We start from the raw sequence: 21,060 nt of genomic DNA on the forward strand, positions 1-21,060 counted from the left end.
AGCCCGCTCCCACAAGGACCGTGCAAATCCTGTGGGAGCGGGCTTGCCCGCGATGCAGGCGACGCGGTCTGGCTACCGAACTTTGTCCTCCCGCCCCCGCAGCAACCTGTTCGGCATCGCAATCGCCGCGGCCAGTCCCAGCAGCGACACCGCCGTGCTGACCATCAGCAAATGCCGGAAGGTCAACAGCAGTTCGGCGCGCAAGGCGTTCTGCGCATCCCCCGGTACGGCGTTGAGGCCGTCCAGCAGGACATTGCCCGAATGCCCTTCGTTGATCAGCGACGAGCCCGCCAGGTGCGCGAAGCTGGAGTCCTGCAACAACGCCAGCAAGAGTGCCGACATCAATGCCACCCCCACTGCACCACCCAGCGAACGGAACAGGTTGGTGGTGCTGGTGGCGACGCCGATGTCGCGCTGTTCCACCGAGTTCTGCGTCCCCACCAGCGAAGTCGGGAACTGCATGCCGCCGGCGATGCCGCTCAGTAGCATGAACAGGCTGCTCAGTAAGGTGGCGTTGGGTGGGCTGAAGGCCATGCCGAGAATCGAAATCGGCATCAGGATCGCGCCGGTGAGAATCTGCGGTTTGTAGCGACCGGTCACCGAGGTGCGACGGCCGGCGAAATAAGCGCCAATCGGCAGCCCCATGGCCAGCGGCAGCAAATGCAGCGCAGCGCTGTCGGCCCCGGCGCCGGTGACGCTCTGAAAGCGCAACGGCATCAGTACGATCAGCGAAATGGCCTGGAAACTGGTGAAGAAAATCGTGCACCAGCACAGCAGGGCGTTGCGGTTGGCGAACAGGTGCATCGGCAGCAATGGCTCCCGCGCGCGACGTTCATGCCAGACGAACACCGCCAGCACCATCACCGCGCAAGCGAACAGACCGAGCACTTCGCGGCTGCGCCATGAATGTCCCTGGCCGACCTGAGTGATCCCGAGCAACAGCGCAGTCAGTCCGATAATCATCAGCAGTGTGCCAAGGTAGTCGATGACCGGTTTGCGTTGCGGAATCGGCAGCCCCACCAGATTGCGGTTTGCCACCAGCCACGCGCCCAGCCCCAGGGGCAGGTTGATCAGGAACACCCAGCGCCAGGACAGGTATTCGGTCATGTAGCCGCCGAGTACCGGACCGGCCACGCTGGCCACTGCGTACATGCTGCTGAAATAGCCCTGATAGCGACCGCGCTCGCGCGGCGGCACGATATCGCCAATGATCGCCTGGCTGACCGAAATCATTCCGCCCGCGCCGATCCCCTGAAGGATCCGCGCCAGCACCAATTGCTCCATGCTCTGGGCCATGCCGCAGAACAGCGACGCCAGGGTGAACACGCCCATGCCGAACAGCATCAACTTGCGCCGCCCGTACAGATCGCCCAGTTTGCCGTAGATCGGCACCGCCACTGTCATGGCCACCATGTAGCCGGAAATCACCCAGGCCAGCAGGCTGACGTCCTTGAATTGCGCGGAAATGGCCGGCATCGACACGGCGACAATGGTCTGGTCCAGCGCGCCAAGAAAGATCGCCATCATCAAGGCGACCAGTACGCTGCGAATGGCCGGTTTGGACGTTTCGGGATGGTTGAGATTGGTCACGGGAGAACCTGCGGGCAGTGAGGGTCCCGCAAGGGGCATGGGCGAGCGGGGATGCTCGCCAGTGTAAGTCGGTAGGCAGCTATTCGATAGCCTCATAAGGAAGCCCGACGTAATTTTCTGCAATGGTTTTCCGGCCAGCCTCGGAATCGATGAAGTACTCCAGCTCCGATTCGGCAATACGCTGGCTGAAGGCATCGTGCTCCTCGAAACGGTGCAGCATCGAGGTCATCCACCAGGAAAAACGCTCGGCTTTCCATACCCGGCGCAGGCAGACCTCCGAGTATTTCTCCAGCAAATCGACACGGCCTTCGCGATACACCTTCAGCAGGATATTGAACAAGGTACTGACGTCGCTCGCCGCCAGGTTCAAGCCCTTGGCCCCGGTGGGCGGGACAATGTGCGCGGCGTCGCCGACCAGGAACATCCGCCCGTACTGCATGGGTTCCACCACGAAGCTGCGCAGTGGCGCGATGCTTTTTTCGATGGACGGCCCGGTCACCAGGTTTTCAGCCAGTTTCTCCGGCAGGCGAGTCTTGAGCTCATCCCAGAAGCGCTGATCGGACCAATCCTCGACGTTTTCATCGGCCGGCACTTGCAGGTAATAACGGGTGCGGGTCGCCGAACGCATGCTGCACAGGGCGAAACCGCGCGCGTGGCGGGCATAGACCAGCTCTTCGTGAACCGGCGGGGTGTCGGCCAGTATTCCCAGCCAGCCAAACGGGTAGACCCGCTCGAACACCTTCAGGCACTCGGCGGGAATCGACTGCCGCGCCACCCCATGGAAGCCGTCGCAGCCGGCGATGTAGTCGCAATCGAGGCGATACTGCTCACCGTCCTTCTCAAATGTGACGAAGGTTTCGTCGGTTTTCATGCCATGGGGAACGACATTGCCAGCCTGGTAAATCGTCTGCGCGCCGGCCTCCCGACGAGCGGCCATCAAGTCGCGTGTGACCTCGGTCTGGCCATAGATCATCACGGTTTTACCGCCCGTGAGGGCTTGCAGATCGATGTGCACCTGGCGCCCGTCGAGGGCCAGTTCGAAACCGCCGTGGACCAGGCCTTCGGCATCCATGCGCTGCCCCACACCGGCCTGGCGCAACAGCTCTACCATGCCTTGTTCAAGGACGCCGGCACGGATGCGCCCGAGTACATAATCCGGGGTCTGGCGTTCGAGAATCAGGGTGTCGATACCGGCTTTATGCAGCAACTGACCGAGCAAAAGGCCGGAGGGACCGGCACCGATAATGGCGACTTGGGTTATCAGCATTTTCATTGTTTTTAGGACTCGCAAGCTCCACGCGACCAGGGTCGGTGAATGATTTTTATGGATCGAGTGCTTGCATTTTTCCCTTGCGGGTCTGTCAATTGAAGGTGAAAACTGAGCCGATACCTGTACATTCTGCCAATCGGTGCGATTATCGCCCGTCATCTATTCCGAGGCCTGGATTGAAGTGATGAACAAGCCTGACGTGCCTTCGATTCCGGTGTTCAAGCTCTACGGTGAAAGCCTGGATTGGCCCACCCCGGACTTGCTGCACTGTGAAACCATCTCCAAACGCAGCCGCGAACATCAATGGGAAATCAAACCCCACCGTCATGCCGATTTATGCCAGTTGCTCTTCGTATTCAAAGGTCAGGCAGAGCTTGAAATCGAAGGCAAACGTACGCAACTGGATGAACCGTCGATTCTGGTCATGCCACCGTTGTCGATTCATGGCTATCGTTTTTCCGAAGACGTCGAAGGGTTCGTCGTGACCCTGGCCGCGCCACTCGTCGCCCATCTGCAAGCGCAATTGGGTAACTCGGTGAATGCCCTGGCCCAGGCCGAAAGTTACCCGGCCGGCAAGGACAGTGAGTACCTCAACAGCCTGTTTGCTGCCTTGCAAACCGAATACACAGGTCACCAACCGGCGCGGGAAATGCTCATGCATTCGCTGGTCAGCGTGATTATGGTGTGGGTCAGCCGTCAGGTGATCCAGCGACGTTCAGCCTCACAACGGCCACAGCGTGCCCGGGAATACCTCAACGGTTTCATTCAACTGGTGGAAGAGACCTATCGCCAGCACGTCAAGGTCGAGGATCTGGCCCATCGGCTGGGCATTTCCGTGTCCCACCTCAACGGCACCTGCCGCGAGCTGGCGGGGCAACCGGCGTTGCAGATCATGCACGAACGGCAACTGCTGGAGGCCAAGCGCTTGCTGACCTACACCAGCATGACCATTTATGAAATGTCCGACGTATTGGGGTTCTCGGATCCGACCAACTTCACGCGCCTGTTCCGACGCCGGGTGGGGATTTCGCCCAAGGCTTTTCGCGACCGCTTGAAGGCCGACCAGGACAATCAGGCCTGATCAGCTATCCCCCAACGGCATTCGTCAGCGCAGGGCGTTGAGGGTGGCGTTGTGGGGGATGCAACGTTCGAAATTGCAGCTGGCGTAATCACGGGGCAGGTTGCGCAACTGCTCCACACGCCAGGCTGCCGCGCCATACAACCCGAGCGTCACCGCGCAGGTGATGAAAATGGCGAGGTACCTTCTTGTTTTGATGCTCATGGCGCAGACCTCTGAACGAATACCCTTGGGTACTACCTTGAGCATAGGTCAGCGTCAGTGAGTTGCCAGCACTGATCACCCTTGTAGGAGCTGGCGTGCCAGCGAAGGCGGCCTCGAATCTTGCACCATTTTTCAGGGCCCCTTCGCTGGCAAGCCAGCTCGTACAGGGGCGGTGTTTACAGGCCAGCGTCCCACGCGGGTTCTTCAGGAAACCTCTCCACCAGAAAATCCAGCAAGCTGCGCAACGCCGCCGGCATGTGTTTGCGCGAGGCGTACACCGCGTACACGTTCATCCGCCGCGGTTCCGCCCGGGGCAGCAGGCGGACCAGTTCGCCATTGTGGATATGCACCCCGGCCTGATACGTGGGCAACATCGCCACCCCGGCACCGGCCATGGCTGCGCGCAGCAGTGTGCTGGCTTCGTTGGCGCTGATGTTCCCTTGCACGGGCACCGAGATCTGTTCGCCGTCCTGTTCGAAATGCCAGAGGCTCTTGCCGAAGTAGGAGTGGGTCAGGCAATTGTGCTGGCTCAAATCCTCGACCCGCTGCGGCGCTGGATGTTCGCGCAGGTAAGCGGGGGAGGCGCAGATCACCGAGCGACAGACCGTCAGCCGGCGGGCAATCAGGTTGGGGTCCAGGTCGTTACTGGTGCGGATCGCCAGGTCGATGCGCTCATCCACCAGGTTTACCGTGCGGTCGAGCATCTGCATGTCGATGCTGACGCCGGGGTAGCGCTTGACGTACGCCGCCATGGCATCGGCCAGTTGCGCCTGGCCGAACGAGGTGCTGACGCTGATGCGCAACAGGCCACGGGGTGCCTCGTCCGGCTCGCTGACGGCGGCTTGCAGGTCGTTGCACAGTTCCAGCATCTGTCGGCACCGGGGCAGGGTTTCGCTGCCGGCGGCGGTCAGGCTCAACTTGCGGGTGGTGCGGTGCATCAGGCGCGCGCCGACCCAGTCTTCCAGTTCCGCCAGGTACCGGGAAACCACCGGCCGCGACAGCTCAAGATGATCGGCGGCGGCCGATTGGCTGCCGAGGTCGACCACCGTGACGAACACCCTCATTGCTTGTAGACGATCCATGATTTGCCCGCTTTCAGAAACAAACTATGTTCAAGCATCGCATTTTTTGTACTGACCCATGCAACTAAGCTCTGCTTCCATGTACTTCTGTCCAACTGTGGGAGCGAGCCTGCTCGCGAAGGTCGTCAACGATAACGCGTGCAGACAGGGTTGAACGCGTTGCCCTTGCGACCATCGCGAGCAGGCTCGCTCCCACAAGGGGCGGTTTTTTCATTCCGATAACGGTGTAAAAAATGATCGGCTTCACCTCACTCAAACGTGTTTTCCTCGCCACCGCCCTCGGGTTTGCCGCCCATGCCAGCGCTTCGACGCTGACGCTGGACGTCTACAATCCCGGCGACAAGGCCATTTTCCCGGTGACCTCGGTGCTGGTCAGCGGTGAAAAAGACGCGATCCTGGTGGACGCGCAATTCGGCAAGTCCCAGGCCGAACAGGTGGTGGAAAAAATCCGCGCCAGCGGCAAGCAACTGACCACCATCTACATCAGTCACGGCGATCCGGATTATTACTTCGGCCTCGACACCCTGACCGCTGCATTCCCCAACGCCAAGGTGCTCGCCTCGCAACCAACCGTTGATCACATCAAGCAGACCGTCGAGGGCAAACGGGCGTTCTGGGGACCGAAGTTGGGGGCTGACGCACCGGCCAAGACCATCGTGCCGGACGTGCTCAAGGGCGACAGCCTGATCCTCGAAGGGCAGAAGTTGCAGGTGGTGGGCCTGGCGGGCAAGCAACCTGATCGCAGCTTCGTCTGGATTCCATCGATCAAGGCTGTGGTGGGGGGTGTGGTCGTCGCTGAAAACATCCACGTGTGGATGGCCGACACCCAGACCCCGCAGTCCCATGTCGATTGGTTGGCTACGCTGCATTCGATTGAAACGCTGCATCCGAAAACCATCGTGCCGGGACACTACCTCGGCGAGAGCACCCGGTCCCTGGCGGCGGTGCAGTTCACCGCGGATTACATCAAGGCCTTCGACGAAGAAACCGCCAAGGCCAAGGATTCCGCGGCGTTGATTGCTGCAATGAAAAAACGCTTCCCGGCATTGGGCGAAGAAAGCTCCCTTGAGCTGAGCGCCAAAGTCGCCAAGGGCGAGATGAAGTGGTAAGCCGCCATATCTGACACTGAAGAAGCTTTTGTGGCGAGGGAGCTTGCTCCCGTTCGAGTGCGTAGCAGTCGCAGGATTTTTGGGGCCGCTGCGCAGCCCAGCGCGAACAAGCTCGCTCGCCACAGGAAAGTTATCGAGTCATCCACAACTGGAGAACGTCATGAGCAAAATCGCAATCATCGGTGCCACCGGTCGTGCCGGTAGCCAACTGCTGGAAGAAGCCCTGCGTCGCGGTCACAGCGTCACCGCCATCGCCCGCGACACGTCGAAGATCGTTCCGCGTAGCGGTGTGGTGAGCCAGGCTGTCGATGCGCTGGATGCCGCCGCGTTGCAAGCGGCAATTGCCGGTCATGAGGTGGTGATCAGCGCGGCGCATTTCTCGACGCTGCCTGCCGCCGCCGTGATCGGGCCGGTGAAGCAGGCCGGGGTCAAACGCCTGCTGGTGGTGGGCGGTGCCGGTTCGCTGTTGTTGCCGGACGGCACCCGGGTGATCGACAGCGCAGGCTTCCCAGAGGCGTACAAGGCAGAGGCCGGCGCCGGTGCCTTGTTTCTTGAAAACCTGCGTCAGGAAAAGGTGCTGGACTGGACCTTCTTGTCGCCGTCGGCGGAGTTTGTCGAAGGCGAGCGCAGCGGGAAATTCCGGATCGGCAAGGACGACTTGCTGGTAAGCAGCGAAGGGCGCAGCTGGATCACGTTTGCCGATTATGCGATTGCGATGCTGGATGAAGTCGAAGCGCCGAAGCATTCACGGCAGCGATTTACTGTCGGCTACTGAGAACACAGTTCACCTGTGGGAGCGAGCCTGCTCGCGAAGGCGGATTTACATTCAACAGAGATGTCGACTGTCAGACCGCTTTCGCGAGCAGGCTCGCTCCCACAGGGTTGCAAGCCAGCCTTCGGAATCACCGTGACTGCGCCTGCTCCACCAACCACCCCGTCAATTCGCGCAACTTCGGCGAAGGTGCAGGTTTTTCCGGGAACACCAGGTAATACGACAGCCCGGTTTTCACCTTCAATTCAAAAGGCATAACCAACCGCCCGGCATTCAGGTCATCGCCGATCAACGACCAGTCGCCAATCGCCACGCCTGTTCCTTGGGAGGCCATCGACATGGCCAGGTCCAGCGTTTCGAAATGCTGACCCTTGCCGACATTGGTCAAGTGCACATCCGCGGCTTTCAGCCAGGTTTTCCAGTCCCGTTCATCGCGGGTGGGGTGCAACAACAAGTGTTGTTGCAGGTCGGCCGGCGTCTGCAGGGCCAACGATCCTTCCAGCATTGGCCGCGAACACACGGGTGTCAGTTGTTCATCAAACAGCAGGCACGACACCAGGGCACTGTCCGGTGGCGCACCGTACATCACTGCCGCATCGAATTGTTCGCGATGAAAATCCACGCCGTGCTTGACCGTGGTCGTCAGTTCCACCGGCACGTCCGGTCGTTCCTTTTGCCACTGCAACAGCCGCGGTAACAGCCAGCGCATGACACAGCTCGGTGCCTTGAGCTGCAAGGTTTCGCGCTTCTCGCCGATCTGTTCCACCGCTTCGTCGATCAGGCCGAAAATCTGCTGGACCCGCGGCAGCCACTCCCGCCCTTCGGCGGTCAGGTCCAGCCCTCGGGCCTGGCGGATGAACAGTTCATAACCCAGATGATCTTCCAGCCCGGCGATCTGTCGGCTCACTGCGCCTTGGGTGATGTGCAGTTGCTCGGCGGCCCGGGTGAAATTGCAGCACTGCGCGGTAATCAGAAAAGTGTGCAGCGCCGGCAGGGGAGGCAGTCGTTTCATTGGGATCCAAGGTATGACGTGAAGACATGGCTAGTATGACTTTTTATCCATTGTTGCGGCTACGTGTCGCCCGTTCCAATGAGGCCATCCCTGGACCTGCGAATCCATCATAAACATTGCACAGGTCCGGCGTCTCAATCGAACAAGAAGGGCAATGACATGGCGACGTGCGGCGAAGTATTGGTCAAGTTACTCGAAGGTTACGGGGTCGAGCAGGTGTTCGGCATTCCCGGGGTTCATACCGTGGAGCTGTATCGCGGGCTGGCCCGTTCGAGCATCAACCACGTCACGCCGCGTCACGAACAGGGCGCCGGCTTCATGGCCGACGGCTATGCCCGCACCAGCGGCAAACCGGGCGTGTGCTTCATCATCACCGGCCCTGGCATGACCAACATCACCACCGCGATGGGTCAGGCCTACGCCGATTCGATCCCGATGCTGGTGATCTCCAGCGTGCAATCGCGCAGCCAGTTGGGCGGCGGTCGCGGCAAGCTGCATGAGCTGCCGAACCAGGGCGCACTGTGTGCCGGTGTCGCGGCGTTCTCCCACACCCTGATGTCGGCGTCGGAATTGCCGGGCGTTCTGGCCCGCGCCTTTGCGCTGTTCCAGGCGGGTCGTCCGCGTCCGGTGCACATCGAGATTCCGTTGGACGTGCTGGTTGAAAACGCCGATGACCTGCTCGCCAGCGTTCCGGTAAACATCGACCGTGCCGGTGCTGCTCCGGCCGCCGTGAGCCGCATGACCGAGTTGCTGGCCGGCGCCAAGCGTCCGCTGATTCTTGCCGGTGGCGGTGCCATCGATGCTGCTGCCGAGTTGACCGAACTGGCTGAACTGCTGGACGCCCCTGTCGCCCTGACCATCAATGCCAAAGGCATGCTCGAGTCCGGCCACCCGTTGTTGATCGGTTCGACCCAGAGCCTGGTCGCGACCCGTGCACTGGTCGCCGAGGCTGACGTGGTGCTGGCCATCGGTACCGAGCTGGCCGAGACCGACTACGACGTTACCTTCGCCGGTGGCTTCGAGATTCCGGGCCAACTGCTGCGCGTTGACATCGACCCGGACCAGACCGTGCGCAACTACCCGCCGCACGTGGCGTTGGTGGCCGACTCACGCAACGCCGCCCAGGCTTTGCTCAGTGCGATATCCCACAAGTCGCTGGCCGAGCGCAGCAACGATTGGGGCCAGGTGCGTGCCGCCCGCCTGCGCGAAGAGTTGGCCGCCACCTGGGATGCGCCGACCCTGGCCCAGACCCGCTTCCTGGAAACCGTGTTGCACGAATTGCCGGACGCCGTATTCGTCGGCGATTCGACCCAACCGGTGTACACCGGCAACCTGACGTTCAACCCTGAGCGCCCGCGCCGCTGGTTCAACTCGTCCACCGGCTACGGCACCCTCGGTTACGCCTTGCCGGCCGCAATTGGCGCCTGGCTCGGTGGCAGCGTGGAAAGCGGTACGCGTCCACCGGTGGTGTGCCTGATCGGTGACGGCGGCCTGCAATTCACCTTGCCGGAACTGGCCAGCGCCGTTGAAGCGCGCACCCCGGTGATCGTGCTGCTGTGGAACAACCAGGGCTACGAAGAAATCAAGAAATACATGGTCAACCGCGCCATCGAGCCGGTTGGCGTGGACATCTACACCCCGGACTTCATCGGTGTCGCCAAGGCCCTGGGCTGCGCCGCCGAAGCGGTCAGTGACGTCGAACATCTGCGCCGCGCCCTGCGCGTGGCCGCCGATCGCCAGGGCCCGACCCTGATTGAAATCGATCAGACGGCGTGGACCAAGGCGGTGTCGAAATGAGCTTCTCTTTGACGTTGCCAACCACGCTCGACGGGCTGTTCATCGACGGTCAATGGTCCGCCGGCACCGAACACCTGCGCGTGATCAACCCGGCTACCGAAGCGCTGCTGACCACGGTCGTGGGCGGTGATGAGCAAGCGGTCGACCAGGCTGTCAGCGCGGCGACCCGCGCGTTTGCCGACTGGTCGAAAACCACCGGCGCCGAGCGCGGTGCGATCCTGCGCAAAATCGCTGCGGGCGTGCAGGCCGGTCGTGACCACCTGATGCATTTGCAGTCGAGCAACAACGGCAAGCCACAGTTCGAAGCGGCCATCGACGTCGATGACGTGATCGCCACCTTTGAGTACTACGCGGGACTGGCCGAAGGCCTGGACGCGAAACAGGACAGCGCCGTCGAACTGCCGAGCGATGACTTCAGCGCCCGCCTGCGCCGCGAACCCTGCGGTGTGGTCGGCCTGATCGTGCCGTGGAACTTCCCGATGGTCACCACCGCGTGGAAGCTCGCCCCGGCCCTGGCCGCGGGTTGCTGCGTGGTGCTCAAACCTTCGGAAGTGACGCCGCTGCCGGAACTGGAACTGGCGGCAATCATCGCGAACGCCGGCTTGCCTGCCGGTGTGTTGAACGTGGTCTGCGGTACGGGCCTGGCCGTTGGCGCGCCGCTGTCGGCGGACCCGCGCATTGCCAAGATTTCCTTCACCGGCAGCAACGCGGTGGGGGTGCAGGTCATGCAACGGGCGGCGGAAACCGTCAAAGGCGTGAGCCTGGAACTGGGCGGCAAATCTTCGCTGCTGGTGTTGGCCGATGCCGATATCGAACTGGCGGTGGACGTGGCCTGCGGTGGCGGTTTCTTCAACGCCGGGCAAATGTGTTCCGCCACCAGCCGCGTGCTGGTCGCCGATGAGTTGTTCGACGATTTCCTGAGCCGCTTGAAGGCCCGCGCCGAAGCCATTCGCGTGGCCGACCCGTTCGACCCGAACGTGGAAATGGGCGCACTGGTCAATCAGGCGCAATACCAGCGCGTGCTCGGTCACATCGATCGCGGCCTCAGTGCCGGTGCCACGCTGATTTGCGGTGGTAATCGTCCCGCCGACTTGCCACGCGGATATTTTTTGCAGCCGACGGTGTTCACCGACGTGCCCCTGGACAGTGCGCTGTGGTGTGAAGAGATCTTCGGCCCGGTGATCTGCGTGCGTCGCTTCAGCTCCGAATCCGAGGCGATTGCCCTGGCCAACGACAGCCAGTTCGGCCTGGTGGCCAGCGTGGTCAGTACCAGTGCCGAAACGGCGGATCGCGTCGCCAACGCTTTGCAGGCGGGGCTTGTGTGGATCAACGCGCCGCAGGTGATCTTCCCGCAGACCGCCTGGGGTGGCTACAAACAGAGCAGCATCGGCCGCGAATTGGGGCCGTGGGGCTTGCAGGCTTTCCAGGAAATCAAGCACGTGATCCGGGCTGTCTGAAGGCACGAAAAAGGTGAGCGCATGCCTCGTGTTGAGGCATGCACTCAGGTCATGGCTTCAATGAGTTTTTATCGATAGTCAGGTGTTTTACACAACCTCAGGATGAACCCGTCGGCTCAGTTAACACCCCGTAAATAAGGGGTTCCAAGCAGATCCGGCCGCGCGGATGCAACAGTTTCGACCAGCCTCATACCTACAAAAACAAAGGGAGTCCGTAATGGGCGAGCACGATCTGAATAGACGTCAATTCATCAAGACCGTGGGCGTAGCCTCGGTTGCCGCGGCGGCCATGAGCATGCCGTTCATCAAGGCCAATGCCAGCGATACACGTTTTGCCGGCAAGACCCTGAAACTGCTGACCTGGTCCGATGACACCGGCCTGGCGGCGTTGCGCAACATCGCTGCGACCTTCGAAGACAAGTACGGTTGCAAGGTCGTCGCCGACCGCACCGGCAGTACCTCGGAAATGGTCGCCAAACTGAAGGCCGGCGGTGATCGTCCGCAGTACGACATCATCACCCTGGCAGGCGTCGGCGCCGAAGGTCTGGCCGCCGCAAACCTGCTGGAAAAACCCGACCTCAACCGCATTCCCAACCTGGTCGACGTACCGGAGAAATACCGCACCGGCGCCAATGGCCACGGTATCGGTTACCTGCTGTGGTGCAACAGCCTGGTCTACAGCACCCGCACCCAGAAACAAGCACCGGACAGCTACGCGGCCCTGTGGGACCCGGAACTGGCCCCGAACATCTTCCTGCCGCCGCCGAACTGGACCGAGGCCATGGACCTGATCATCATCGCCGCCAAGCTGGCCGGTGGTGACGAGCACAACATCGAGCCGGGCTTCAAGAAACTCGCCGAGTTGAAAGATCGCGTGGTGACCCTGGGTGAAAACCCGAACCAGATCGCCGAACTGTTCCGCACCGGCTCCCTGGACATGGGCGGCCTGTACGCACCCGCATTCTTCCCGAAACAGATCCGTGATCCGAACTACGGCCTGGGCGCCACCTTCGGCATGAAGGAAGGTTTCTACACCGACCTGATGCTCTCGGTGATGCCGAAGAACCGTCCTGGCGACACCGACATGGCCTACGCCTTCATCAACCACTCTCTGGATCCGCTGGTGCAGGGCAAAATGGCCGAGGACATCTACAACGGTCCGGTCAACGCCAAGGCGATCATCTCCGCCGAAGCGCGCAAGAGCCCGTACATCCTCACGCCGGAACAGATTGCCGAGAAAGCGATCATGCACGACAACGCCTTCCTGGCCACCGTGCATGACCAATGGATTCGTCGTTACACGGAAATCTTTTCTTCCTGATTGAGTGACGTACACAGGCTTTTAGAACACCGCAACACTCTGTGGGGCGGCGGTGCGACGATTCGACTTGCCCGCGATGACGGTCTTCGTGTCGGCAAAGATAAATGACAGATCGCTTTCGCGGGCAAGTCGAATCGTCGCACCGCCACTCCCACAGGGTTTGTGGTGGTTTTCAAGGTTGTGTTTGTCAGCTGCTTTCCATTGACGAGACCCTTTGCTATGGAACACCAACCTCTGACCCATCCGGTGAGTGTCGCCCCCGTGCGCGCTAATCGGGGTGTTTCGCCCACGGCGCGCGCCTGGTTTTTCCTTTCGCCGTCGATGCTGTTTCTCGGCGTGCTGATTGCCGCCAGCCTGTTGGTACTGCGCATGAGCGTGGGCACCAAAGGCGCGGAATGGTCCGGGTTCAGCCTGGCCAGTTATGCCCAATTGCTGGAACCCTATTACCTCAAATCGCTGATCCTGACCCTGCGCCTGGCGCTGATCAGTGCGGTGATCGCGGTGCTGCTGGCAATCCCGGTGGCCTACACCATGTCGCGCCTGACTTCGCCGTTCGTACGCCGGATCTTCCTGGCCGCGGTGCTGCTGCCGTTGCTGGTCAACCTGTTGCTGCAAAGCTACGGCTGGCTGGTGATCCTCGGCCCGGGCGGGATGCTCAACCAGACGTTGATGGGCCTGGGCCTGATCAAGCGTCCGATCATGCTCCTCTACAACCAGAATGGCGTGTTGATGGGCCTGGTGCAAACCGCTTTCCCACTGGCGGTGCTGCCGATTGCCAGCGCCATGCGCGGTGTCGCCCGCAGTTACGAAGAAGCCGCCGCGACCCTGGGCGCCAGTCGCCTGCAGGTGTTTCGCCAGGTGGTGTTGCCGATGAGCCTGCCGGGGATCATCACCGGTGCGACCCTGGTATTCGCCTACAACGCCAGCAGCTTCGTCGTGCCGCTGCTGCTCGGTGGCCGTCGCGTACCGATGCTGGCGGTGATGGTGCATGACCAGATCGCCCCGCTGATGAACTGGCCCGCCGCATCCGCTGCCGGTGTGGTGCTGATCGTGACCACGCTCGCCATCATGACCTTGTCCGAATACATCACAGGCCGTCGTCGGCGCATGCTGGAGGCTTCGCAATGAGTTCCCTGACCAAGAAGCGCCAGTCGCTGCTGCCGGGTGAAACCGGCAAGTTCGCCGGCATCCTCTCCGGCTTCATCCTGTTGCTGGCGGTGTTGCCGATCCTGACCATGATCGTCATGTCCTTCAGCGGCTCGTCGAACCTCGACTTCCCGCCAAGCAGCTACAGCCTGCAATGGTACAAGGCGGCCTGGCACACCTTCGTGTCGCCGGATGCCAGCGATGTGCTGAGCCTGGGCAAGGCCATGACCACCAGCCTGATGGTGTCGTGCCTGACCATGATCTTCGCCACACTGATCGCGGTGCCGGCGGCCTATGCGCTGACCCGTTGTGAGTTCCGTGGCAAGGCCGTGGCGCTGCAATTGATGTCGCTGCCCCTGGTGTTCCCGATGGTGGTGCTGGGCCTGGCCTTGCTGCTGGTGTTCGACAGCCTGCCGTTCCAGATGACCACTTCGCGGCTGGTGATTGCCCACGTGATCCTCGCGTTGCCGTTCGTGGTGAAAAACTGCACGGCGGCGATGCTCTCCATCGGCAGCGAAGTCGAAGAGGCCGCGCAGATGCTTGGTGCTTCACCGCTGCGGGCGATTGTCGACGTGGTGGTGCCGTTGATGAAGTCGGGGATCCTGGCGGGAATGCTGCTGGCGTTCATCGTCTCGTTCAACGAGTTCACCGTGACCTATTTCCTCTACACCATCGACGTGATGACCGTGCCGATCTGGATGTACAGCCGCACCGTGTCCTCGCTTGACCCCACCGTATTCTCGTTTGCCGTGCTCATCGTGCTGATCGACTTCGTGCTCATTTGGGCGCTGGAGAAGTTGGTGGGTGAAGGCGGCGTTTCGTTCTGATTTCTTGAGGTGATTCACATGTCTGGTCTGATTCTGGAAAACGTCGAGAAACATTACGGCTCGGCCTGCGCGGTAACGGATGTAAACCTGCATTTGCCCGAGGGCAAACTGGTGTGTTTCCTCGGCCCTTCGGGCTGTGGCAAAACCACGTTGCTGCGCATGATTGCTGGTCTTGAAACCCTGACCGGCGGTGAGATCCGCCTGGATGGCGAGGACATCGGCAACACCCCGGCGCACCTGCGCAACTTTGGCATGGTGTTCCAGTCTTTGGCGCTGTTCCCGCACATGACCGTGGGCGAGAACATTGCCTATCCGCTGAAACTGCGCGGGGTCAGCAAGGCTGATCAGCGGGCGCGAGTGGTGGAGTTGCTGGAACTGATCCAGCTGCAAGCGATGATCGATCGCCCGGTGGCAAAACTCTCCGGCGGCCAGCGCCAGCGCGTGGCGATTGCCCGTGCGATCGCCAACAACCCGAAAATCCTCCTGCTCGACGAACCGCTGTCGGCGCTGGACGCCAAGCTGCGCGAGTCGATGCAGGTGGAAATACGCCAGCTGCAACAGCGCCTGAACATCACCACCATCATGGTGACTCACGATCAGCGCGAGGCCATGACCATGGCCGATATCGTCGTCGTATTGGGTGAACATCGGGTACAGCAGGTGGGCACGCCGATCGAGATCTATCGGCATCCGGCCAACGAATTCGTCGCCGACTTCATCGGCTCCGGCAACATCTTCCCGGCCACCGCGCTGGGCAACGGCAAGGTCAGCCTGCCGGGTGGCGATGCGCTGCAAGTGCCGATCTGCACGAGTATTGCGGCAGGGGAGAAGGTGAAGATGCTGATTCGCCCTGAAGACCTGCAACTGTCGCCCGCGCAGGCAACGGCGGGCAACCGCTTGCTGGGCAAGGTGACGTTCGTGCGTGATATCGGCGCAACTATCGAGACCACGGTTGAGTGTTCCGGGGTTTCGTTTACCGCGCTGAGCACGCCGTGCCAGGGGATTGGCTTGAGCATCGGGCATCCGGTGTCGGTGACCTTGCCGGCGGAGGCGTGCCGCGTTCTCGGCGCCTGATCGGATTTGATGGTGGTTTTGCTGGCCTCTTCGCTGGCAAGCCAGCTCCTACAGGGTTCGTCGGTGTTCACACAATTTTGTGATCACCCACAGCCCCTGTGGGAGCTGGCTTGCCAGCGATGAGGCCGGTACAAACAACACAAAACTTTGCTAGACCGACAGTCGCAACCGCGCCAAATCCCGCAACGGCGGCGCCCCGAACAACCGGCTGTATTCCCGGCTGAACTGCGAGGGGCTTTCATAGCCGACCCGGTAACCCGCCGCCGAAGCCTCCAGCCCTTCCGCCAGCATCAAGCGCCGAGCCTCCTGCAGGCGCAGCTGCTTCTGATATTGCAATGGACTCATCGCCGTCATCGCCTTGAAACGGTGATGCAGCGTCGAGACGCTCAGGTTCACTTCCTTCGCCAGATCATCGATGCGCAGCGGTTGCTCAAAGTTGCCATTGAGCCATTTGATCGCCTGGCTGATGCGATGGCTCTGACTGTTGGCGATGGCGATTTCGTACAGCCGATGGCCCTGCGGGCTGCGCAGCAACCGATAGAGAATTTCCCGTCGAATCAGCGGCGCGAGCATGGCGATGTCTTTCGGTGTGTCGAGCAACCGCGCCAGACGCAGCACCGCGTCGAGCATCGCGGTGTCGATGCGTTCCACATACAGGCCGCGCCCGGCGGGTCGGGTCGGCACGCCGATGGGGCCGGCATCGGCGATCAGCGCGGTGATTTCCGCCGGATCGATATCCAGCCGCACCGCCAGGATCGGTTCCTCGGACGTGACATTCACCACCCGACCGCTAAGAGGCATCGAGACCGATACCACCAGGTAATTCAGCGGGTCGTAATTGAAATACTCGTCAACCAGCCGAACTTCCTTGCGTCCCTGAGCCATGATGCACAGCGCGGGTTGCGCCAGCACCGGGGCGAAATCGTGGTTTTGGCTGTGGCGCGACATGAACAGCGAATCGACGGCGGTGGCATAACTGCCATCTTCGCCGGTGTTGCGACGAATGATTGCCGCCAGTTCAGCGCGCTGCTTTTCCATCTCGGCATCCAGCGGGTCTGGCTGCTGTTGAGAAAAGTGATCGAATGACGACATGCAAGGCATCCTCGCAAGGGCAGAAGTGATGGGGCAGAGCATATGTTTGTGCAAGCGGCAGCGGTAGACACATCCTGTCGAATGCTTGCCTGATTCTGCACGGGGTTGTTTTTTCACCCTGACAAGGCAGAGAGCAGGCGGGAAAACTTGCTTGAAACTCGTATGACAGTACCGTGACAGCGTTTTACACCTTGTTACAGCCGCACACTGCAGTCTCGCAGGATTGTGCAACGCACCGGCAGGAATCGACTAACGACACAGGCGTATCGGCCCTTAACCTTTGATCCTGTCGCAGCCCGTCCCAGGCTGCCACGCGACTCCCCGGGAGGGTTGAACATGTCAAAGCAAATCCCCGTCAGTCATATGGCCTTTGTCCGAGCGCGTGCCGGGCGTTCGCAAGAGCTGGGTGTGCGCCTGAGCGCGCTGATCGAACCGTCCCGCGCGGCGCCAGGTTGCCTGAACTTTGCCTTGCAGCAGTCGCAGTGCGATCCAGAGCTGTGGCTGGTGTCCGGCTTCTGGGTCAATCAAACAGCCATGACCGCCTACTTCAGTACCCCGGCCATGGAGATTTTTGCCGAGCTGGTGCAGGAACTGGTGGTCAACAGCCTGGATTTCCACACATTCAAGGAGGTGTCGGCGGCGCAGGCCCTCGGCCAGTCCGGGGTAGCGGTACACAAACTGGCCGGTTGAGGGTTTAATGGCAGCATTCTCAACCAGCCAGGATGCTCAACATGGCACGCAAAGCCTTTGAAACCTTCGAAGCCGTATCGGCCGTAGTACCCGGCGAGGGTGGTTACCATGCCGCCATTGCCGTCAAAGCGTTGGGTGGCTCCGGCGCCCCGCGTTTTCACAAGGTGCTGGAAGGCCAGATTTTCAAGACCGCCCATGATGCCGATCTGGCGGCCGCCAAAGAGCTGACCCGTCTCAAGAACGTCAAGGAAGATGCCGACCTGCTCTGGTGATCATTTGACCGCCCCCGGGCGATACATCTTGAACAACGCCTCAGGCCCCAGCTGGAAATAGTCCGCCGGTCCGCCGCCGCGCAGAATCGGTTCTGCCGCGGCGGTGTCGTACACCCCGTCCTTCAACAGCCACTTGGCGATATGCACGGCGACCACTTCGCCGAGAATCAGCCAGCTCGGCACCACATTCCCGTCCGCGCGCTGCAGCTGGATGATCTGCGTGACCTTGCACTCGAAGGACACCGGGCTTTCGGCAACCCGTGGCACCGCAATGATTTTCGAGGCAGCCGGGGTCAGTCCGGACAGCTCGAATTCGTCCACCTCTGACCCGACCATGGCGCTGCTCTGGTTCATCTGCCCGGCCAATGGCCGTGTGGCCAGGTTCCAGGCGAACTCACCGGTCTGTTCGATGTTGTTCAGGCTGTCTTTACGTCCGACGCTGGAAAAACCGATGATCGGCGGAATGTAGTTGAAGGCGTTGAAGAAACTGTAGGGCGCCAGATTCAAGCGGCCGTTGGCATCCTGTGAAGAAATCCAGCCAATGGGACGCGGGCCGACGATCGCGTTGAACGGATCGTGGGGCAGGCCGTGGCCATTGGCGGGTTCGTAGTAGTGGATGTCGTCGGGCATGGCCAGTCTTCCTGAAGGCTTGAATCGGAGGGGAGCCATAGTGCAAGGACGCGCCGCTGATTTCCACCCGTGGGCATAACCACCGCACTCGTGATTAATCCGCTCTTTTGCCTGTGTGACAGAATTTTCATAAAGCGCTTACCCATTTTTCACTGCCTCTGCTCCAGTCTGCGCCCCCGCGGCATAAGCCGAAGAAAATGCTTGTCATGACCACTGGAGCTCTATTGCCCGATGAATAAACTTCCTCAAATCACCCTGGCGTTCTGGGTGATGAAAATCTGTGCGACCACCTTGGGTGAGACCGCCGGGGACCTGCTGTCGATGACCCTCAATGTCGGTTACGCCGTCAGTTCGCTGCTGTTGATCAGCGTGTTCGTGCTGACATTGATCACGCAACTGATGTCGAAAACCTACAAGCCGGTGCTGTACTGGCTGGTGATTCTGTCGACCAGCACGGCGGGCACCACCATGTCCGACTTCATGGATCGCACCCTTGAACTGGGCTATGCCACCGGCTCGATGATCCTGATTGCGATCTTGCTGGGGATTTTCGCGGCCTGGCGCCTCAGTGGGGATTCGCTGAACGTGACCAAGGTCCAGACCTTCCGTGGCGAGATGTTCTATTGGACGGCCATTCTGTTTTCCAACACGCTGGGTACTGCCCTTGGGGACTACCTGGCCGATGATTCGGGGCTTGGTTTTGCCGGTGGCGCATTGCTGATCGGCTCGACCATTGCGCTGGTGGTGCTGCTCAAATACTTCACGAAGATTTCGTCGGTGCTGTTGTTCTGGGTGGCGTTTGTGCTGACACGACCGTTCGGTGCAACCTTGGGCGATTTCCTGACCAAACCCCATGCAAAAGGCGGCCTGGATTTCGGCACTATCGGTTCGTCGCTGGTGTTGGCGGGGGTTCTGGTGGTGATGATTGCGGGGGCTTCGTACGTGCAGAACAGGTTCGGGAAACAGGCGACTGCCGAGTTGACTTGATACCGAGGTGAACCCATCGCGGGCAAGCCCGCTCCCACAGGTTTCTGTGGCGTGCACAACATTTGTGACCAACGCCGAATACTGTGGGAGCGGGCTTGTCCGCGATGAGGCCAGTACAGCCACCCTCAAATGTGACTATTAGTCCGTCACAATCCGCGAATGCTTGCGGGTGTCTTTCATGGTGACGTACACCAGCAACGACACGGCAATACACGCGGTGACATACCAGTAGTAGCCGGTTTCCATGCCGATGCTCTTGAACCACAGGGCGATGTATTCAGCGGTGCCGCCGAAGATCGATACGGTCAGTGCGTAGGGCAGGCCGACGCCCAGGGCGCGGATTTCGGTCGGGAACAGTTCGGCTTTGACCACCGCGTTGATGGAGGTGTAGCCGCTGACGATGATCAGCGCCGCCATGATCAGGAAGAACGCGCCCCACCAGGTCTGGATGGTGTGCAGGGTCATCAGGATCGGCACAGTGAAAATCGTGCCCAGCACGCCGAAGGCGATCAGGATCGGGCGTCGGCCGATCTTGTCCGACAGGCCGCCGATAATCGGTTGCAGGCACATGAACAGGAACAGCGTGGCCGCAGAGATAGTGGTGGAGTCGGAAATGCTCATGCCGACGGTGTTCACCAGGTATTTCTGCATGTAGGTGGTGTAGGTGTAGAACGCCAGGGTACCGCCCATGGTCAGGCCGACCACGGTCATCAGTTCCTTCGGATGACGCAGCAACGTGCGCATCGCGCTTTCCTTGGCCTTTTCCTTCTTGGTGAACGACTCGGTTTCTTCCATGCCGCGACGCAGGTAGAGCGCGACCACGGCACACAGCGCGCCGATGGCGAACGGGATACGCCAGCCCCACGCATACAGCTGTTCGGTGGTCAGGGTTTGTTGCAGAAGGATCAGTACCCCCAGCGCGATGAGTTGGCCGGAGATCAGTGTCACGTACTGGAAGCTGGAGAAGAAGCCGCGACGTTCCTTGGTCGCCATCTCCGACAGGTAGGTGGCGGAGGTGCCGTACTCGCCGCCGACCGACAGGCCTTGCAGCAGTCGGGCGAACACCAGGAGGATCGGCGCGCCGATGCCGATGGTTTCATAGCCAGGGCTCAGCGCGATCAGCAGCGAGCCAAAGCACATCAGGTATACCGAGGCCATCAGCGCCTTTTTGCGTCCGACTTTGTCGGCATACAGGCCCATCAGCCAGCCACCGATCGGGCGCATCAAAAAGCCCACGGCGAAGATCGCAGCGGTGTTCATCAGTTGCGCAGTGGAGGAACCGGCGGGGAAAAAGGTCTTGGCAAAGTACAGGGAGAAGGCGGCATAGACGTACCAGTCATACCACTCGACCATGTTGCCGACAGAGCCGCTGAAAATCGATTTGATGCGGCTGGCAGTGGTTCTTGGTTTGGCCGTCACGGCAGCCGACCCAAGGGGCAGGGCGTTGGAGTTATCCATTGAAGGATCCTTCGTTTAATTGTTTTTGTGGAGCGCGGTTAAACGCAGCCTGCGGGGGCTATAGCAGGAGCTGTGCCAAGAGGGAGAGGGCCGGTTTAGAGGGGGTAGGACGTTCTGGTGAGCGGAAATCCGCTTATTCAGGATTGGGTGTGAGCGGAAAGTCGCTCATTCGGCTCGGGAGTTTTGTTGGAT

Annotated in this window: 20 protein-coding genes; 12 read left to right on the top strand and 8 right to left on the bottom strand. The window is 60.8% G+C overall.

Annotated elements, in window-relative coordinates; translation table 11 throughout:
- Positions 1-72: 72 nt before the first annotated feature.
- Positions 73-1,590 (bottom strand): MDR family MFS transporter, encoded by a 1,518-nt coding sequence (locus BJ917_RS22335; protein ID WP_096509276.1) that lies wholly within the window; start codon positions 1,588-1,590, stop codon positions 73-75.
- Between the two features lie 79 nt (positions 1,591-1,669).
- Positions 1,670-2,854, bottom strand: a complete 1,185-nt coding sequence (pobA, locus tag BJ917_RS22340) for a 4-hydroxybenzoate 3-monooxygenase (protein WP_177435608.1) — start codon at positions 2,852-2,854, stop codon at positions 1,670-1,672.
- A gap of 190 nt (positions 2,855-3,044) precedes the next feature.
- Here pobA and BJ917_RS22345 point away from each other — a divergent pair, with 190 nt between their 5' ends.
- Entirely contained in the window at positions 3,045-3,941 is an 897-nt protein-coding gene (locus tag BJ917_RS22345; RefSeq protein ID WP_096509278.1) for a helix-turn-helix domain-containing protein, read from the top strand.
- Positions 3,942-3,965: 24 nt separating this feature from the next.
- Here the strand turns inward: BJ917_RS22345 and BJ917_RS32045 are convergent, their stop codons facing one another.
- On the bottom strand, positions 3,966-4,142 hold the full coding sequence (locus BJ917_RS32045; protein ID WP_177435605.1) for a hypothetical protein: 177 nt from the start codon (positions 4,140-4,142) through the stop codon (positions 3,966-3,968).
- A 176-nt stretch (positions 4,143-4,318) separates the two neighbouring features.
- The gene (locus BJ917_RS22350; protein WP_217910638.1) at positions 4,319-5,224 is read right to left on the bottom strand and encodes a LysR family transcriptional regulator; all 906 of its coding nucleotides are present in this window, start codon (positions 5,222-5,224) and stop codon (positions 4,319-4,321) included.
- Positions 5,225-5,457: 233 nt separating this feature from the next.
- Here BJ917_RS22350 and BJ917_RS22355 point away from each other — a divergent pair, with 233 nt between their 5' ends.
- Positions 5,458-6,333 (top strand): MBL fold metallo-hydrolase, encoded by an 876-nt coding sequence (locus BJ917_RS22355; protein WP_121104574.1) that lies wholly within the window; start codon positions 5,458-5,460, stop codon positions 6,331-6,333.
- A gap of 160 nt (positions 6,334-6,493) precedes the next feature.
- The gene (locus BJ917_RS22360) at positions 6,494-7,108 is read left to right on the top strand and encodes an NAD(P)-dependent oxidoreductase (protein ID WP_121104576.1); all 615 of its coding nucleotides are present in this window, start codon (positions 6,494-6,496) and stop codon (positions 7,106-7,108) included.
- 127 nt (positions 7,109-7,235) lie between these two features.
- Here the strand turns inward: BJ917_RS22360 and BJ917_RS22370 are convergent, their stop codons facing one another.
- Positions 7,236-8,117: a LysR substrate-binding domain-containing protein gene (locus tag BJ917_RS22370; RefSeq protein ID WP_121104580.1), complete on the bottom strand. Its 882-nt coding sequence runs from the start codon at positions 8,115-8,117 to the stop codon at positions 7,236-7,238.
- Positions 8,118-8,276: 159 nt separating this feature from the next.
- Between BJ917_RS22370 and BJ917_RS22375 the strand changes: the two genes are divergently transcribed.
- The 6 genes from BJ917_RS22375 to BJ917_RS22400 all read left to right on the top strand — a co-directional run bounded on the left by BJ917_RS22375 (position 8,277) and on the right by BJ917_RS22400 (position 15,739).
- A complete protein-coding gene (locus BJ917_RS22375) occupies positions 8,277-9,914 on the top strand; it encodes a 5-guanidino-2-oxopentanoate decarboxylase (protein ID WP_096509283.1) in 1,638 nt (545 codons plus the stop codon).
- An 8-nt stretch (positions 9,915-9,922) separates the two neighbouring features.
- The gene (locus BJ917_RS22380) at positions 9,923-11,371 is read left to right on the top strand and encodes an aldehyde dehydrogenase family protein (protein WP_096515208.1); all 1,449 of its coding nucleotides are present in this window, start codon (positions 9,923-9,925) and stop codon (positions 11,369-11,371) included.
- Between the two features lie 217 nt (positions 11,372-11,588).
- Entirely contained in the window at positions 11,589-12,692 is a 1,104-nt protein-coding gene (locus BJ917_RS22385; protein WP_096509284.1) for an extracellular solute-binding protein, read from the top strand.
- Between the two features lie 219 nt (positions 12,693-12,911).
- The gene (locus tag BJ917_RS22390) at positions 12,912-13,820 is read left to right on the top strand and encodes an ABC transporter permease (protein WP_096509285.1); all 909 of its coding nucleotides are present in this window, start codon (positions 12,912-12,914) and stop codon (positions 13,818-13,820) included.
- The gene (locus BJ917_RS22395; RefSeq protein WP_096509286.1) at positions 13,817-14,665 is read left to right on the top strand and encodes an ABC transporter permease; all 849 of its coding nucleotides are present in this window, start codon (positions 13,817-13,819) and stop codon (positions 14,663-14,665) included. The genes BJ917_RS22390 and BJ917_RS22395 overlap by 4 nt, the downstream gene beginning before the upstream one ends.
- Positions 14,666-14,683: 18 nt before the next feature.
- Positions 14,684-15,739, top strand: a complete 1,056-nt coding sequence (locus BJ917_RS22400; protein WP_096509287.1) for an ABC transporter ATP-binding protein — start codon at positions 14,684-14,686, stop codon at positions 15,737-15,739.
- 150 nt (positions 15,740-15,889) lie between these two features.
- Here BJ917_RS22400 and BJ917_RS22405 read toward each other — a convergent pair whose 3' ends face one another.
- Positions 15,890-16,831: an AraC family transcriptional regulator gene (locus BJ917_RS22405; protein ID WP_121104582.1), complete on the bottom strand. Its 942-nt coding sequence runs from the start codon at positions 16,829-16,831 to the stop codon at positions 15,890-15,892.
- Between the two features lie 336 nt (positions 16,832-17,167).
- On the opposite strand from BJ917_RS22405, the gene BJ917_RS22410 reads away from it, so the two are divergent.
- Complete coding sequence (locus BJ917_RS22410) at positions 17,168-17,521, top strand: putative quinol monooxygenase (protein ID WP_096509289.1); 354 nt, start codon at positions 17,168-17,170, stop codon at positions 17,519-17,521.
- A gap of 41 nt (positions 17,522-17,562) precedes the next feature.
- Entirely contained in the window at positions 17,563-17,793 is a 231-nt protein-coding gene (locus tag BJ917_RS22415; protein ID WP_096509290.1) for a hypothetical protein, read from the top strand.
- Here the strand turns inward: BJ917_RS22415 and BJ917_RS22420 are convergent, their stop codons facing one another.
- Complete coding sequence (locus tag BJ917_RS22420; protein WP_096509291.1) at positions 17,794-18,423, bottom strand: flavin reductase family protein; 630 nt, start codon at positions 18,421-18,423, stop codon at positions 17,794-17,796.
- Positions 18,424-18,654: 231 nt separating this feature from the next.
- Between BJ917_RS22420 and BJ917_RS22425 the strand changes: the two genes are divergently transcribed.
- Entirely contained in the window at positions 18,655-19,410 is a 756-nt protein-coding gene (locus tag BJ917_RS22425) for a hypothetical protein (RefSeq protein WP_121104584.1), read from the top strand.
- Between the two features lie 138 nt (positions 19,411-19,548).
- On the opposite strand, the gene BJ917_RS22430 is transcribed toward BJ917_RS22425, so the two are convergent.
- Complete coding sequence (locus tag BJ917_RS22430) at positions 19,549-20,868, bottom strand: MFS transporter (RefSeq protein ID WP_121104586.1); 1,320 nt, start codon at positions 20,866-20,868, stop codon at positions 19,549-19,551.
- Between the last annotated feature and the right edge of the window lie 192 nt (positions 20,869-21,060).

This window comes from Pseudomonas sp. WPR_5_2, assembly GCF_003634475.1.
Lineage (GTDB): Bacteria > Pseudomonadota > Gammaproteobacteria > Pseudomonadales > Pseudomonadaceae > Aquipseudomonas > Aquipseudomonas izuensis.

Excerpts from the sequence above, each read along its gene's own strand:
- BJ917_RS22400 (WP_096509287.1), top strand. The coding sequence starts at position 14,684 with ATGTCTGGTCTGATTCTGGAAAACGTCGAGAAACATTACGGCTCGGCC.
- BJ917_RS22415 (WP_096509290.1), top strand. The coding sequence starts at position 17,563 with ATGGCACGCAAAGCCTTTGAAACCTTCGAAGCCGTATCGGCCGTAGTA.
- BJ917_RS22430 (WP_121104586.1), bottom strand. The coding sequence starts at position 20,868 with ATGGATAACTCCAACGCCCTGCCCCTTGGGTCGGCTGCCGTGACGGCC.
- BJ917_RS22345 (WP_096509278.1), top strand. The coding sequence starts at position 3,045 with ATGAACAAGCCTGACGTGCCTTCGATTCCGGTGTTCAAGCTCTACGGT.
- BJ917_RS22405 (WP_121104582.1), bottom strand. The coding sequence starts at position 16,831 with ATGTCGTCATTCGATCACTTTTCTCAACAGCAGCCAGACCCGCTGGAT.
- BJ917_RS22420 (WP_096509291.1), bottom strand. The coding sequence starts at position 18,423 with ATGCCCGACGACATCCACTACTACGAACCCGCCAATGGCCACGGCCTG.
- BJ917_RS32045 (WP_177435605.1), bottom strand. The coding sequence starts at position 4,142 with ATGAGCATCAAAACAAGAAGGTACCTCGCCATTTTCATCACCTGCGCG.
- BJ917_RS22370 (WP_121104580.1), bottom strand. The coding sequence starts at position 8,117 with ATGAAACGACTGCCTCCCCTGCCGGCGCTGCACACTTTTCTGATTACC.
- BJ917_RS22375 (WP_096509283.1), top strand. The coding sequence starts at position 8,277 with ATGGCGACGTGCGGCGAAGTATTGGTCAAGTTACTCGAAGGTTACGGG.
- BJ917_RS22425 (WP_121104584.1), top strand. The coding sequence starts at position 18,655 with ATGAATAAACTTCCTCAAATCACCCTGGCGTTCTGGGTGATGAAAATC.
- BJ917_RS22385 (WP_096509284.1), top strand. The coding sequence starts at position 11,589 with ATGGGCGAGCACGATCTGAATAGACGTCAATTCATCAAGACCGTGGGC.
- BJ917_RS22395 (WP_096509286.1), top strand. The coding sequence starts at position 13,817 with ATGAGTTCCCTGACCAAGAAGCGCCAGTCGCTGCTGCCGGGTGAAACC.
- BJ917_RS22390 (WP_096509285.1), top strand. The coding sequence starts at position 12,912 with ATGGAACACCAACCTCTGACCCATCCGGTGAGTGTCGCCCCCGTGCGC.
- BJ917_RS22410 (WP_096509289.1), top strand. The coding sequence starts at position 17,168 with ATGTCAAAGCAAATCCCCGTCAGTCATATGGCCTTTGTCCGAGCGCGT.
- BJ917_RS22355 (WP_121104574.1), top strand. The coding sequence starts at position 5,458 with ATGATCGGCTTCACCTCACTCAAACGTGTTTTCCTCGCCACCGCCCTC.
- BJ917_RS22350 (WP_217910638.1), bottom strand. The coding sequence starts at position 5,224 with ATGGATCGTCTACAAGCAATGAGGGTGTTCGTCACGGTGGTCGACCTC.
- BJ917_RS22360 (WP_121104576.1), top strand. The coding sequence starts at position 6,494 with ATGAGCAAAATCGCAATCATCGGTGCCACCGGTCGTGCCGGTAGCCAA.